The 12,929-nt window shown below is 61.2% G+C and carries 15 protein-coding genes; 9 read left to right on the top strand and 6 right to left on the bottom strand.

Features of this window, described 5'->3' with window-relative positions:
* Positions 1 to 23 precede the first annotated feature (23 nt).
* The 3 genes from yajC to secF are packed head-to-tail and all read left to right on the top strand — an operon-like array spanning position 24 to position 3,208.
* Positions 24 to 356 carry a preprotein translocase subunit YajC gene (yajC, locus tag MC269_RS14090; protein WP_081139285.1) on the top strand — a complete coding sequence of 111 codons (333 nt, stop codon included), beginning with the start codon at positions 24 to 26 and terminating at the stop codon, positions 354 to 356.
* A gap of 25 nt (positions 357 to 381) precedes the next feature.
* Positions 382 to 2,229, top strand: a complete 1,848-nt coding sequence (gene secD / locus MC269_RS14085; RefSeq protein WP_239952779.1) for a protein translocase subunit SecD — start codon at positions 382 to 384, stop codon at positions 2,227 to 2,229.
* Between the two features lie 10 nt (positions 2,230 to 2,239).
* The gene (gene secF, locus MC269_RS14080) at positions 2,240 to 3,208 is read left to right on the top strand and encodes a protein translocase subunit SecF (RefSeq protein WP_081139287.1); all 969 of its coding nucleotides are present in this window, start codon (positions 2,240 to 2,242) and stop codon (positions 3,206 to 3,208) included.
* A gap of 64 nt (positions 3,209 to 3,272) precedes the next feature.
* On the opposite strand, the gene MC269_RS14075 is transcribed toward secF, so the two are convergent.
* A complete protein-coding gene (locus MC269_RS14075; protein WP_081139288.1) occupies positions 3,273 to 3,833 on the bottom strand; it encodes a DUF3251 domain-containing protein in 561 nt (186 codons plus the stop codon).
* A 17-nt stretch (positions 3,834 to 3,850) separates the two neighbouring features.
* Positions 3,851 to 4,288, bottom strand: a complete 438-nt coding sequence (gene lysM / locus MC269_RS14070) for a peptidoglycan-binding protein LysM (RefSeq protein ID WP_081139289.1) — start codon at positions 4,286 to 4,288, stop codon at positions 3,851 to 3,853.
* A 171-nt stretch (positions 4,289 to 4,459) separates the two neighbouring features.
* Here lysM and nrdR point away from each other — a divergent pair, with 171 nt between their 5' ends.
* The 6 genes from nrdR to pgpA all read left to right on the top strand — a co-directional run bounded on the left by nrdR (position 4,460) and on the right by pgpA (position 8,526).
* Positions 4,460 to 4,909 carry a transcriptional regulator NrdR gene (gene nrdR / locus MC269_RS14065; protein WP_120451265.1) on the top strand — a complete coding sequence of 150 codons (450 nt, stop codon included), beginning with the start codon at positions 4,460 to 4,462 and terminating at the stop codon, positions 4,907 to 4,909.
* 2 nt (positions 4,910 to 4,911) lie between these two features.
* On the top strand, positions 4,912 to 6,015 hold the full coding sequence (gene ribD / locus MC269_RS14060; protein WP_239952778.1) for a bifunctional diaminohydroxyphosphoribosylaminopyrimidine deaminase/5-amino-6-(5-phosphoribosylamino)uracil reductase RibD: 1,104 nt from the start codon (positions 4,912 to 4,914) through the stop codon (positions 6,013 to 6,015).
* Positions 6,016 to 6,104: 89 nt separating this feature from the next.
* Positions 6,105 to 6,575 (top strand): 6,7-dimethyl-8-ribityllumazine synthase, encoded by a 471-nt coding sequence (ribE, locus tag MC269_RS14055; protein WP_033752735.1) that lies wholly within the window; start codon positions 6,105 to 6,107, stop codon positions 6,573 to 6,575.
* A gap of 19 nt (positions 6,576 to 6,594) precedes the next feature.
* Positions 6,595 to 7,014, top strand: a complete 420-nt coding sequence (gene nusB, locus MC269_RS14050; protein WP_081139291.1) for a transcription antitermination factor NusB — start codon at positions 6,595 to 6,597, stop codon at positions 7,012 to 7,014.
* 50 nt (positions 7,015 to 7,064) lie between these two features.
* A complete protein-coding gene (gene thiL / locus MC269_RS14045) occupies positions 7,065 to 8,042 on the top strand; it encodes a thiamine-phosphate kinase (RefSeq protein WP_239952777.1) in 978 nt (325 codons plus the stop codon).
* The gene (gene pgpA, locus MC269_RS14040) at positions 8,020 to 8,526 is read left to right on the top strand and encodes a phosphatidylglycerophosphatase A (RefSeq protein WP_371824343.1); all 507 of its coding nucleotides are present in this window, start codon (positions 8,020 to 8,022) and stop codon (positions 8,524 to 8,526) included. The genes thiL and pgpA overlap by 23 nt, the downstream gene beginning before the upstream one ends.
* A 180-nt stretch (positions 8,527 to 8,706) precedes the next feature.
* Here the strand turns inward: pgpA and MC269_RS14035 are convergent, their stop codons facing one another.
* From MC269_RS14035 to xseB, 4 genes are read right to left on the bottom strand one after another with little or no spacing between them, the layout of a single operon-like run.
* Positions 8,707 to 9,681 (bottom strand): aldo/keto reductase, encoded by a 975-nt coding sequence (locus MC269_RS14035; RefSeq protein WP_081139294.1) that lies wholly within the window; start codon positions 9,679 to 9,681, stop codon positions 8,707 to 8,709.
* A gap of 60 nt (positions 9,682 to 9,741) precedes the next feature.
* Positions 9,742 to 11,607, bottom strand: coding sequence for a 1-deoxy-D-xylulose-5-phosphate synthase (gene dxs / locus MC269_RS14030; protein ID WP_239952775.1), 1,866 nt, complete (start codon positions 11,605 to 11,607; stop codon positions 9,742 to 9,744).
* A 19-nt stretch (positions 11,608 to 11,626) separates the two neighbouring features.
* A complete protein-coding gene (gene ispA / locus MC269_RS14025) occupies positions 11,627 to 12,526 on the bottom strand; it encodes a (2E,6E)-farnesyl diphosphate synthase (RefSeq protein WP_239952774.1) in 900 nt (299 codons plus the stop codon).
* On the bottom strand, positions 12,526 to 12,768 hold the full coding sequence (gene xseB, locus MC269_RS14020; RefSeq protein WP_081139297.1) for an exodeoxyribonuclease VII small subunit: 243 nt from the start codon (positions 12,766 to 12,768) through the stop codon (positions 12,526 to 12,528). The genes ispA and xseB overlap by 1 nt, the downstream gene beginning before the upstream one ends.
* Between the last annotated feature and the right edge of the window lie 161 nt (positions 12,769 to 12,929).

The raw sequence follows: 12,929 nt of genomic DNA, 5'->3' as shown, positions 1-12,929 counted from the left end.
ATTCTATCAATGAGGGAAATTAAATGAGCTTTTTCATTTCTGACGCCGTGGCTGCCGCAGGTGCACCGTCGCAGGGAAGTCCGTATTCTCTGGTGATCATGCTGGTGGTGTTTGGCCTGATTTTTTACTTCATGATCCTGCGTCCGCAGCAGAAGCGTGCGAAAGAGCACAAAAAGCTGATGGAGTCTATCTCTAAAGGCGACGAAGTGCTGACCAGCGGTGGCCTGGTAGGCCGCGTCACTAAAGTTTCCGAGACGGGCTATGTCTCTATCGCCCTGAATGAAACCAACGAAGTGGTTATCAAACGTGATTTCGTGGCTGCCGTCCTGCCGAAAGGTACGATGAAGGCGCTCTAATATTTACTTCCCTAAGGGAACTGCCGTGTTAAATCGTTATCCTTTGTGGAAGTACGTGATGCTGGTCGTCGTGATTCTCGTCGGCCTGCTCTATGCGCTTCCCAACCTGTATGGTGAGGATCCGGCCGTTCAGATCACTGGCGCGCGCGGCGGCGCCGCCAGTGAGCAAACGTTGGATCAGATTCAAACCCTGTTAAAACAGGAAAATATCCAGAGCAAATCCCTCGCGCTGGAAAACGGCGCCATTCTGGCGCGCTTCGCCAATACGGATGTGCAGCTGCGCGCCCGTGAAGCGATTGTGAATAAGCTTGGCGAGAACTACGTCGTCGCGCTCAACCTCGCGCCGGCAACGCCGCGCTGGCTGAGTATGCTGGCGGCTGAGCCGATGAAGCTCGGTCTGGATCTGCGCGGTGGCGTGCACTTCCTGATGGAAGTGGATATGGACACCGCGCTGGGCAAGCTGCAGGAGCAGAATGCCGACAGCCTGCGCAGCGATCTGCGCGAAAAGAATATCCCCTATACCAACGTCAATAAAATCGCCAACTACGGCGTGGAAATCCGTTTCCGCGACGGCAGCAGCCGCGACGCGGCGATTAGCTGGCTCTCTGGCCGCCATCGCGACATGGTGATCTCCTCCAGCGGCAACGACGGCCTGCGTGCGGTGATGAGCGACGCGCGCCTCAGCGAAGCGCGTGAGTACGCCGTTCAGCAGAACATCACCATCCTGCGTAACCGCGTTAACCAGCTCGGCGTTGCCGAACCGCTGGTGCAGCGTCAGGGCACTGACCGCATCGTGGTTGAACTGCCGGGCATTCAGGATACCGCGCGCGCCAAAGAGATCCTCGGCGCTACAGCGACGCTGGAGTTCCGTCTGGTGAACACCACCGCCGATCCGACCGCCGCCGCCAACGGCCGCGTGCCGGGCGACTCAGAAGTGAAGCAGACGCGCGAAGGCCAGCCTGTTGTGCTCTACAAGCGCGTGATCCTGACCGGTGACCACATCACCGACTCGACCTCGAGCATGGACGAGTACAACCAGCCGCAGGTCAATATCTCCCTGGACGGCGCGGGCGGCAATATCATGTCGAACTTCACCAAGGACAATATCGGCAAGCCGATGGCGACCCTGTTCGTGGAGTATAAAGACAGCGGTAAGAAAGACGCCAACGGCCGCGCGGTGCTGGTGAAACAGGAAGAGGTGATTAACGTCGCCAATATCCAGTCTCGCCTCGGCAACAGCTTCCGCATCACCGGTATCAACAACCCGAACGAAGCGCGTCAGCTTTCGCTGCTGCTGCGTGCGGGCGCGCTGATTGCGCCGATTCAGATCGTGGAAGAGCGCACCATCGGCCCGACCATGGGCGCGCAGAATATCACCCAGGGGCTTGAAGCCTGCCTGTGGGGCCTGATCGCCTCGATTCTGTTTATGGTGGTGTTCTATAAAAAGTTCGGCCTGATCGCTACCAGCGCGCTGCTCTGCAACCTGGTGCTGATTGTCGGCATTATGTCGCTGCTGCCGGGCGCCACGCTCACCATGCCGGGCATCGCCGGTATCGTGCTGACGCTGGCGGTGGCGGTGGATGCGAACGTCTTGATCAACGAGCGTATCAAGGAAGAGCTGAGAAACGGCCGTTCCGTTCAGCAGGCGATCCATGAAGGCTACAAAGGCGCCTTCTCCAGTATCGTCGATGCGAACGTCACGACGCTGATCAAGGTCATCATCCTGTATGCGGTTGGTACCGGTTCAATTAAAGGCTTTGCGATCACCACCGCGATCGGTATCGCCACCTCGATGTTTACCGCGATCGTTGGAACGCGCGCCATCGTGAACCTGGTGTACGGCGGCAAACGCATCAACAAGCTGTCTATCTGAGGAGTGCGTTGTGGCACAGGAATACAATATTGAACAGCTGAACCACGGGCGTAAAGTCGTCGACTTTATGCGCTGGGACACGCTGGCGTTTATCATCTCGGGCCTGCTGATCGTGGCGTCCATCGCCATGATCTCGGTGCGCGGTTTCAACTGGGGTCTCGATTTTACCGGTGGTACGGTGATCGAGATCGCGCTGGAGAAACCGGCCGAGCTGGATACGCTGCGTGACGGGCTGGAAAAAGCGGGCTATGCCGATCCTATCGTGCAGAACTTCGGCAGCAGCCGCGACGTGATGGTGCGCATGGCGCCGCTGGACGGTCCGGCGGGCCAGGAGCTGGGCAACAAGATCATCACCATCATCAATCAGACCACGCAGCAGAACGCGACCGTGAAGCGCATTGAGTTCGTTGGCCCGAGCGTGGGCAACGACCTGGCGCAGGCGGGTGCGATGGCGCTGCTGGCGGCGCTGATTGCGATCCTGATCTATATCGGCATTCGCTTTGAATGGCGTCTGGCGCTCGGCACGGTGCTGGCGCTGGCGCACGACGTGATCATCACCTGCGGCATTTTGTCGCTGGCGCGCATCGAGATCGATTTGACCATCGTCGCCTCGCTGATGTCGGTGATCGGCTACTCGCTCAACGATAAGATCGTGGTTTCCGACCGTATTCGTGAGAACTTCCGCAAGATCCGCCGCGGCTCCTCTTACGATATCACCAACGTGTCGCTGACCCAGACGCTGAGCCGTACCCTGATCACCTCGCTGACCACGCTGGCGATGATCCTGATCCTGTTCATCTTCGGCGGCGCGCTGCTGAAAGGCTTCTCGCTGACGATGCTGATCGGCGTCACCATCGGCACCATCTCGTCGATTTATGTCTCTTCCGCGCTGGCGCTGAAGCTGGGCATGAAGCGCGAGCATATGCTGGTGCAGAAGGTCGAGAAAGAGGGCGCGGATCAGCCCTCTATCCTACCGTAACGCGCACGCGTGATAATAAAAAAGGGGCTGCCAGATGGCAGCCCCTTTTGTTTGGGCGCGTGGCTTACTGCGGCGGCGCGGCGGGCGCGTCGCCCACCACGTCATGCACGCGCACGAAGCCGATCTGCGACGGCGCAAAGCCGCTCAGACGCAGCGGCACGCTCACCGAGGCGCGCGGCAGCAGGGCGGCCGGCACCTCGATGGTCTGGCTTAGGCTGCTCGCTTCCAGCGGTTTGCCGGTGGCGGGATCCCGCTCGCCCCAGACCACGCGCGCCTGCAGCGCCGGCACCGGCTGGCTGCCGGTCGCGCTGAAGGTGAGCGTGGCGCGCGCGCCATTCGCTTCCGCCGTCGGGCGCGTCAGCGACAGCCGCAGCGTGCCAAGCTGGGTTTGCAGTTCGACCGGCGTGTTGGCCTGCGGCACCAGCCAGGCGCCCTGCGTCGAGTGGCTGTTGAGCTGCCCCTGGATTTCGATGGCGCCCGCCTGACTGGTCAGGTGACGCATCTGCTGATTCAGCTGGCTCACTTCCTGATGCAGCTGAGTCACTTTTGGGCTGCTGGGCGTCGAGCTACAGCCGCTCAACAGCGCCATCGCGCACGCCAGCGGCGCCCAAACCATCCTGATCATAAAGCCTTCCTTGTGCGTTATTTAGGAATACGTAATACCTGGCCTGGATAGATTTTATCAGGGTGCGTCAGCATGGGTTTATTGGCTTCGAAAATCTTGTTGTACTCGTTGGGGTTGCCGTACACGCTTTTCGAGATGGCGCTCAGGGTGTCGCCTTTCTTCACCGTATAGAACTCCGCTTCCGGTGCGTTGTCGGCGGTTTTAACCTGGTCATCGACTTTGGTGATGCCCGCGACGTTACCGGCCGCCACCAAAATTTTCTCTTTCAGCTCCTGAGAAATCCCGTCGCCGCTTACCGTGACGGTGTCGCCGTTAACCGCGACGTTGACCTTGTCGCTATCTGGCAGCCCGAGCTTGTCGATATGATCCTTCAGCTTTTTGCTGGCATCGTCGTGGCCGGACACCGCGTCCCACAGTTTTTCGCCTGCCTCTTTCACAAAGTTGAACAAACCCATAGATATCCTCCAGATGGTTAGGGTGTACGTCGCCTTTCTGACGACAACAGTAAGCATAGACATTTTCTCGCGTCCTCTCCTGCCGCAAGCCAAAAGGCACGCTTATACATTTTGTTGAAAACGCATTCGCGCTACACTGTATGGCTCATTTAGTTAGCGTCAGGAAACGTCATGCACTGCCCATTTTGCTCTGCTGTGGACACCAAAGTCATTGATTCTCGTCTGGTTAGTGAAGGCTCGTCCGTGCGCCGCCGCCGTCAGTGTCTGGTGTGCCACGAGCGCTTCACCACCTTTGAGGTGGCGGAGCTGGTGATGCCGCGGGTAGTGAAAAGCAATGACGTGCGCGAACCCTTTAACGAAGACAAGCTGAGCAGCGGCATGATGAAGGCGCTGGAGAAGCGCCCGGTCAGCGCCGATGCGGTCGAGAGCGCGGTAAACCATATCAAAACGCAGCTGCGCGCCACCGGCGAGCGCGAGATCCCCAGCAAGCTGATCGGCAATCTGGTGATGGACGAGCTGAAAAAGCTCGACAAGGTCGCCTATATCCGCTTCGCCTCGGTCTACCGCAGCTTTGAAGATATCCGCGATTTCGGCGCCGAGATTGCCAAGTTACAGGATTAACTATGACCGATGAACGCTATATGGCGCGCGCGCTGGAGCTGGCGCGGCGCGGCCGTTTTACCACCATGCCGAATCCTAACGTCGGCTGCGTTATCGTGCGCGACGGCGAAGTGGTGGGAGAGGGCTGGCATCAGCGCGCGGGCGAGCCGCACGCCGAGGTGCACGCGCTGCGAATGGCGGGCGAGAAGGCGCGCGGCGCCACCGCTTACGTCACGCTCGAGCCCTGCAGCCACCACGGCCGCACGCCGCCGTGCTGCGACGCGCTGATCGCCGCCGGCGTCAGCCGCGTCGTCGCGGCGATGCAGGATCCCAACCCGCAGGTCGCCGGCCGCGGCCTCTATCGGCTGCAGCAGGCGGGCATTGCGGTGAGCCACGGCCTGATGATGGCGGAAGCGGAGGCGCTGAATCGCGGCTTCCTGAAGCGGATGCGCACCGGTTTCCCCTGGGTGCAGCTCAAGCTCGGCGCCTCGCTGGATGGCCGCACTGCGATGGCCAGCGGCGAGAGCCAGTGGATCACCTCAGCCGCCGCGCGCCGCGACGTGCAGCGGCTGCGGGCGCAGAGCGCCGCGATCCTCAGCAGCAGCGCCACCGTGCTGGCGGACGATCCGTCGCTGACGGTGCGCTGGTCCGAGCTGGACGCGGAGACGCAATCGCTGCTCGACGAAGCGACGCTGCGCCAGCCGCTGCGCGTCATCGTCGACAGCCGCAATCGCGTCACGCCGCAGCACAAACTCATTTCCCAGCCGGGCGAAAGCTGGCTGATGCGCGCCGCGCCGGATGAGCAGCCCTGGCCGGCGAGCGTGACGCAGATCGGCGTGCCGCTGCGCGGCGAGCAGCTGGACCTGGTGGCGCTGATGATGCTGCTGGGTAAAAAGCAGGTGAACAGCCTGTGGGTGGAGGCGGGCGCGTCGCTGGCAGGCGCGCTGCTGCAGGCGGGCGTGGTAGACGAGCTGATCCTCTATCTGGCGCCGACGCTGCTGGGCGACGCCGCGCGCGGACTGTGCCAGCTCCCTGGCCTGCAACAACTGGCTGATGCGCCAGCCTTTTCATTTCGCGACGTGCGCCAGGTCGGCCCCGATCTGCGCCTGACGCTGACGCCGCGCTGAGCGCGGCGGAAAAGCGAGAGCACGCCGCCAAAGAGTGTGATAGAATCCGCCCCCCTGCGGGGCCATAACAAAACCCTGAAAGGATAAGTATGAAAGTTATCGAAGCTGCTGTTGCCACGCCTGAGGCCAATGTCGCCATCGTTATTGCGCGTTTTAACAACTTCATCAACGACAGCCTGCTGCACGGCGCGATCGATGCCCTGAAACGTATCGGTCAGGTGAAAGATGAAAACATCACCGTCGTCTGGGTGCCAGGCGCGTACGAACTGCCGCTGGCAGCCCGCGCGCTGGCGAACAGCGGCAAGCACGACGCCATCGTGGCGCTCGGCACCGTGATCCGCGGCGGCACCGCTCACTTTGAATATGTCGCCGGCGAAGCCAGCTCCGGCATCGCCAACGTCGCGATGACCAGCGAAATCCCGGTAACGTTCGGCGTGCTGACCACGGAAAATATCGAGCAGGCTATTGAGCGTGCCGGTACTAAAGCGGGTAACAAAGGTGCCGAAGCGGCCCTGACCGCACTCGAAATGATTAACGTATTGAAAGCCATCAAAGCCTGATTTTTGTAAGGGGAATTTTGTGAAACCTGCTGCTCGTCGCCGCGCCCGCGAGTGCGCCGTCCAGGCGCTCTACTCCTGGCAGTTGTCTAAGAATGACATTGCTGATGTGGAATACCAGTTTCTGGCGGAACAAGACGTCAAAGACGTCGACATTACCTATTTCCGCGAACTGCTGTCCGGTGTGGCGACCAACAGCGCGTATCTGGATGGGCTGATGAAACCTTACCTGTCGCGTCAGCTGGAAGAGCTGGGCCAGGTAGAAAAAGCAATCCTGCGTATTTCGCTGTTTGAACTGAGCAAGCGCGCTGACGTGCCCTATAAAGTGGCCATCAACGAAGGCATCGAGCTGGCGAAAGTGTTTGGCGCCGAAGACAGCCATAAGTTTGTCAACGGCGTGCTGGACAAAGCCGCTCCACAAATCAGACCCAATCGCAAATAAAGAAAAGGCCAGCTTGCTGGCCTTTTTTCTTCAGTAAGCGGAACGTAACCATGTCCTGTGGCGAATTCGAACTCATCGCACGCTATTTCAATCGCAGAACCCGCAGCCGCCGCGACGTCGAGACCGGCATCGGCGACGACTGCGCGCTGATGAGCGTGCCGGAGAAACAGACGCTGGCGATCAGCACCGATACGCTGGTGGCGGGCGTCCACTTTTTACGCGATATCCATCCTGCCGATCTCGGCTATAAAGCGCTGGCGGTCAACCTGAGCGACCTGGCGGCCATGGGCGCCGATCCGGCGTGGCTGACGCTGGCGCTGACCCTGCCGGAAGTCGACGAAGCCTGGCTGAAAGCCTTCAGCGAAAGCCTGTTTGAGCTGCTGGAGTATTACGATATGCAGCTGGTGGGCGGCGACACCACGCGCGGCCCGCTGAGCCTGACGCTGGGCATCCACGGCCTGGTGCCGCAGGGACGCGCGCTGAAACGTTCAGGCGCGAAGCCGGGCGACTGGATCTACGTCACCGGCACGCTGGGCGACAGCGCGGCGGGGCTGGCGCTGCTGCAGCATCATCGCCGCATCGACGATCCGGCGGTGCATGAGGTGCTGATCAAGCGTCATCTGCGCCCGATGCCGCGCATTTTGCAGGGGCAGGCGCTGCGCTCGCTCGCCTCGGCAGCCATCGACCTCTCCGACGGGCTGATTTCCGATCTCGGCCATATTCTTAAGGCCAGCGGCTGCGGCGCGCGGCTCAATCTGGAGGCGTTGCCGCTGTCGTCGGCGCTGCGCGACCATTTCGAGCCTGAGCAGGTGCTGCGCTGGGCGCTGAGCGGCGGCGAGGATTACGAACTCTGCTTTACCGTGCCGGAGATGAATCGCGGCGCGCTCGACGTCGCGCTGGGTCATCTCGGCGTGCCCTTTACCTGTATCGGCCAGCTGATGCCGGAAGCGGAAGGGCTGACGCTGCTGGAGCACAACAAACCGGTTACCTTCAGCCATAAAGGATTTGATCATTTTGACGCGAAATAAGGATGTGGCGAAGGGTCGCCTGCGGCTGAGCAATCCCTGGCATCTGCTCGCCACCGGCTTTGGCAGCGGCTTAAGCCCCTATGTGCCGGGCACCATGGGGTCGCTGGCGGCGATCCCCTTCTGGTGGCTGATGGCGCGGCTGCCGCAGGATCTCTATTCGCTGATCGTGCTGCTGGGCATTAGCATTGGCGTCTATATCTGCCACCGCACCGCCAAAGATATGGGCGTGCACGATCACGGCAGCATCGTCTGGGATGAGTTTATTGGCATGTGGATTACGCTAATGGCGATCCCGACCAACAGCTGGCAGTGGGTTCTGGCCGGTTTTGTGGTGTTCCGCATTTTCGATATGTGGAAGCCCTGGCCGATCCGCTGGTTCGATCGCAACGTGCACGGCGGCATGGGGATTATGGTGGACGATATTATCGCCGGCGTGATCTCGGCGGCGCTGCTGTATGCGGCAGGGGTGTGGCTGGCGGCCTGACTTTTGCTGGCGCGTGCTGAAACCTCTTTCAGCGCGCACTCTATCTTACAAGCGGGCGGCATGGGCAGAAGAGCAAAGCGTCCCGCGCCAGGGATGGCGCGGGCCGAGCGCGCAAGGGATGCCTTGAGCGACTTTGCGATCTGGCCATGCCGCCCGTGCAGGCACTTAATCCGCAGGCTACTATTCAAATCCCACTACTGGATGCGGCTGATAAACCGTCTCCAGCTCGGCAATCTCCTCGGCGCTTAGATCGACCTCCACCGCCTTTACCAGATCCGCCAGCTGCTCGGCGCGCGAGGCGCCGATAATCGGCGCGGTCACGGCCGGCTTATGCAGCAGCCAGGCGAGCGCCACCTGCGCGCGACTCACCCCTTTCTGCGCCGCAATCGCCTCGACGCGCTGCGCGATGGCCGCATCATTCTCTTCCGTGGCGCTGTAGAGCGTCTTGCCGAACTCGTCCGACACCGAGCGCGCGGTGGTTTCGCCCCACGGACGCGTCAGACGACCGCGCGCCAGCGGACTCCACGGCAGCACGGCGACATTCTCCGCCTGACAGAGCGGATGCATCTCGCGCTCCTCTTCGCGCTGAATCAGGTTGTACTGATCCTGCATGCTGACAAACGGCGCCCAGCCGTGCTGACGCTGGGTATAGAGCGCTTTGGCGAACTGCCAGGCGTACATGGAAGAGGCGCCGATATAGCGCGCTTTGCCCGCCTTCACCACGTCGCTTAACGCCTCCAGCGTCTCCTCCAGCGGCGTCTCGTAATCCCAGCGGTGGATCTGCAGCAGATCGACATACTCCATATCGAGACGCTTCAGGCTGTCGTCGATCGACTGCATGATATTGCTGCGCGACAGCCCCTGCGACAGATTGCTGAGCGGGAAGTAAACCTTAGTGGCGACCACGATCTCATCACGACGCGCATACGCCTTGAGCGCCCGGCCGACAATCTCCTCGCTGCTGCCGTCGGAGTAGCTGTTGGCGGTATCGAAAAAGTTAATGCCTGCGTCGAGCGCCTGCTGGATCAGCGGGCGGCTGCTCGCTTCCGGCAGCGTCCAGGCGTGACGGCCGCGGTCCGGTTCGCCAAAGGTCATACAGCCGAGACAGAGACGGGAAACCTGAAGATCGGTATTGCCTAACTGCGTGGTTTTCATGAAAGCTCCTGCTATGCATTAACAATCGGTTAAGCATAGCAGGAGAGCGGGGCAGGGAATTTACTCGGCGAGCCAGTCGCGGATCTGCTGCTGAATGCCTTGCGCATCCAGCTGATAGTCGTGACGCACCTCATCCTGCGTGCCCTGCGGGATAAACTCATCCGGCAGGCCCAGATTGAGCACCGGCACGCGCAGGCGCTTCGCCATCACCGTCTCGTTGACGCCGCTGCCCGCGCCGCCTTTGATCGCGCCTTCTTCCAGCGTCACCAGCGATTCGTGACTCTGCGCCAGCTCGGCAATCAGCGCCTCGTCGAGCGGCTTCACGAAGCGCATATCCACCAGCGTGGCGTTAAGCGCTTCCGCCGCTTCCGCCGCCGCCGGCAGCAGCGTGCCGAAGTTGAGGATCGCCAGCTTCTCGCCCTGGCGCTTCACCACGCCTTTGCCCAGCGGCAGGCTCTGCAGCGGCGTCAGCTCGACGCCGACCGCGTTGCCGCGCGGATAGCGCACCGCGCTCGGCCCATCCTGATAGTGATAGCCGGTGTAGAGCATCTGGCGACATTCGTTTTCGTCGCTCGGCGTCATGATCACCATCTCTGGCACGCAGCGCAGGAAGGCGAGATCGAACGCGCCCTGATGCGTCTGCCCGTCGGCGCCGACGATGCCGCCGCGATCGATAGCGAACAGCACCGGCAGCTTCTGGATCGCCACGTCGTGGATCAGCTGATCGTAGGCGCGCTGCAGAAAGGTCGAGTAGATCGCCACGATCGGCTTATAGCCGCCGATGGCCATGCCGGCGGCGAAGGTCACCGCATGCTGCTCGGCAATCGCCACGTCGAAATACTGCGACGGATAGCGGCGCGAAAACTCCACCATGCCAGAACCTTCGCGCATCGCCGGCGTCACCGCCATCAGCTTCGCGTCATCCTGCGCCATTTCGCACAGCCAGTTGCCGAAAATTTTCGAGTAGCTCGGCAGGCCTTCGGCGCTCTTGGGCAGCGCGCCGCTGGCGGGATCGAACTTCGGCACCGCGTGCCAGGCGATCGGATCCTCTTCGGCCGGCGCGTAGCCTTTGCCCTTTTTGGTCATGATATGCAGGAACTGTGGCCCTTTCAGGCTGCGCATGTTGTTCAGCGTGGCGACCAGCGTCAGCACGTCATGGCCGTCTACCGGGCCGATATAGTTAAAGCCCAGCTCCTCGAACAGCGTGCCCGGCACCACCATGCCTTTCAGATGCTCCTCGGTGCGCTTCACCAGCTCTTTGATCGGCGGCAGCCCGCCTAGCACGCGCTTGCCGCCTTCGCGCAGGCGCGAATAGGTCTTGCCGGAGAGGATCTGCGCCAGACGGTTATTCAGCGCGCCGACGTTCTCTGAGATCGACATCTCGTTGTCGTTAAGGATCACCAGCATATCGGGCTTGATGTCGCCCGCGTGGTTCATCGCCTCAAACGCCATGCCGGCGGTGATCGCGCCGTCGCCGATAATGCAGGCGGTGCGACGGCCCAGACCTTCGCGCTCCGCCGCCGCCGCCATGCCGAGACCGGCGCTGATCGACGTCGACGAGTGGCCGACGCTCAGCACGTCATATTCGCTCTCGCCGCGCCAGGGAAAGGGGTGCAGGCCATTTTTCTGACGAATGGTGCCGATGCGGTCGCGACGGCCGGTCAGGATTTTATGCGGATAGGCCTGATGACCGACATCCCACACCAGATGATCGAACGGCGTGTTGTAGACGTAATGCAGTGCGACGGTCAGCTCGACCACGCCCAGACCCGAGGCGAAATGGCCGCTGGAGCGGCTGACGCTGTCCAGCAGGTATTGACGCAGTTCGTCGCACAGCGCCGGCAGCGACTCTTTCGGCAGAGCGCGCAGCTCCTCAACGGTGCTGGCCTGCGCCAGTGTCGGGTATTTTGCAATATCAAAACTCATCAGAGACTCATTATGGAAGTTATTTGTCGCGTTCAATTATGAAGCTTGCCAGCGCCTGCAATGCTGTGGTGTCTAACGATTGCGCCGCAAGAATGTCCAGCGCGCTCAGCGCCTGCTGGTGAAGCTCTCTGGCTTTCGCGCGGGCGCTTTCCAGCCCAAGCAGCGACGGATAGGTGCTCTTGTCGAGATCCTGATCGGCACCCTGTTTTTTACCGGTTACCGCGCTGTCGCCGACCACATCCAGAATATCGTCCTGCACCTGAAACGCGAGGCCGATAGCGTCGGCATAGGTGTCCAGCGCGGGCAGCGCGGCGCGTCCGCGTTCGCCTGCCGCTAACGCGCCAAGGCGCACCGCGGCGCGGATCAGCGCCCCGGTTTTATGGCGGTGGATCTGCTCAAGCTGCGTCAGCCCGACGCGCTGGCCTTCCGCCGCCAGATCGAGCGCCTGACCGCCGCACATACCGGCGACGCCGCTGGCGCGCGCCAGCTCGGCGATCATCGCCACTCGACAGGCGTCGCTAACGCCCGGCATCGGCTCGTCGGCCAGAATAGAGAACGCCAGGGTTTGCAGCGCATCGCCCGCAAGGATCGCGGTATCTTCGCCATACTTAATATGACAGGTCGGCTGGCCGCGGCGTAACGCATCGTCATCCATCGCGGGCAGGTCGTCATGGATCAGAGAGTAGGCGTGAATGCATTCAACGGCGGCGGCGGGCGCGTCAAGGCTCGCCGCGTCGGCGCGCAGCATTTCGCCGGTGGCGTAGACCAGAAAAGGACGCAGGCGTTTACCGCCTAATAATGCCCCATAACGCATGGCATTAACCAGAGGAGAACTCTGAAAGGGCAGCGGCGCTAAAAAGCGCGACAGCGCCGCGTTTACGCGTTCCGGGTAAACGCTCAGCAGGTGAATAAAATCCATTAACTGTTTTCCGGCGTGAAGGCGCTGAGATCGGCGTCTTTATCGTCGCTGAGCAGAATGCGCACGCGCTGCTCCGCCTGTTGTAGGGTTTGTTGACCGTTGCGCGCCAGCTGGACGCCGCGCTCAAACTCATTCAGCGCCTCTTCCAGCGGCAGCTCGCCGCTCTCCAGTCGGCTGACGATCTGCTCCAGCTGCTGTAAGGAGGTTTCAAAACTGGCAGGCTGTTCGGCTTTTTTCGGCATATTCAGTGTCGACTCACGTGTAAGACTTTATCTCGTAATCGGTCATGGTAGCGGAGAGCGTTTGATTAGCAAAATAATCAATGTGACTGCGGTTGCAGAAGCAGTCATCTGACAAAGGTGATATACTCTCGCGCCTCGGATGCGGATGCGCCCTTTAGCCC

Source organism: Pantoea sp. Z09 (assembly GCF_022394795.1).
Taxonomy (GTDB): domain Bacteria; phylum Pseudomonadota; class Gammaproteobacteria; order Enterobacterales; family Enterobacteriaceae; genus Pantoea; species Pantoea latae.
Note: the sequence above shows the minus strand (reverse complement) of the source record. Positions and strands in the feature narration are given on the sequence as shown.

Excerpts from the sequence above, each read along its gene's own strand:
- ribD (WP_239952778.1), top strand. The coding sequence starts at position 4,912 with ATGACCGATGAACGCTATATGGCGCGCGCGCTGGAGCTGGCGCGGCGC.
- MC269_RS14035 (WP_081139294.1), bottom strand. The coding sequence starts at position 9,681 with ATGAAAACCACGCAGTTAGGCAATACCGATCTTCAGGTTTCCCGTCTC.
- dxs (WP_239952775.1), bottom strand. The coding sequence starts at position 11,607 with ATGAGTTTTGATATTGCAAAATACCCGACACTGGCGCAGGCCAGCACC.
- MC269_RS14075 (WP_081139288.1), bottom strand. The coding sequence starts at position 3,833 with ATGATCAGGATGGTTTGGGCGCCGCTGGCGTGCGCGATGGCGCTGTTG.
- lysM (WP_081139289.1), bottom strand. The coding sequence starts at position 4,288 with ATGGGTTTGTTCAACTTTGTGAAAGAGGCAGGCGAAAAACTGTGGGAC.
- yajC (WP_081139285.1), top strand. The coding sequence starts at position 24 with ATGAGCTTTTTCATTTCTGACGCCGTGGCTGCCGCAGGTGCACCGTCG.
- thiL (WP_239952777.1), top strand. The coding sequence starts at position 7,065 with ATGTCCTGTGGCGAATTCGAACTCATCGCACGCTATTTCAATCGCAGA.
- ribE (WP_033752735.1), top strand. The coding sequence starts at position 6,105 with ATGAAAGTTATCGAAGCTGCTGTTGCCACGCCTGAGGCCAATGTCGCC.
- xseB (WP_081139297.1), bottom strand. The coding sequence starts at position 12,768 with ATGCCGAAAAAAGCCGAACAGCCTGCCAGTTTTGAAACCTCCTTACAG.
- nrdR (WP_120451265.1), top strand. The coding sequence starts at position 4,460 with ATGCACTGCCCATTTTGCTCTGCTGTGGACACCAAAGTCATTGATTCT.
- ispA (WP_239952774.1), bottom strand. The coding sequence starts at position 12,526 with ATGGATTTTATTCACCTGCTGAGCGTTTACCCGGAACGCGTAAACGCG.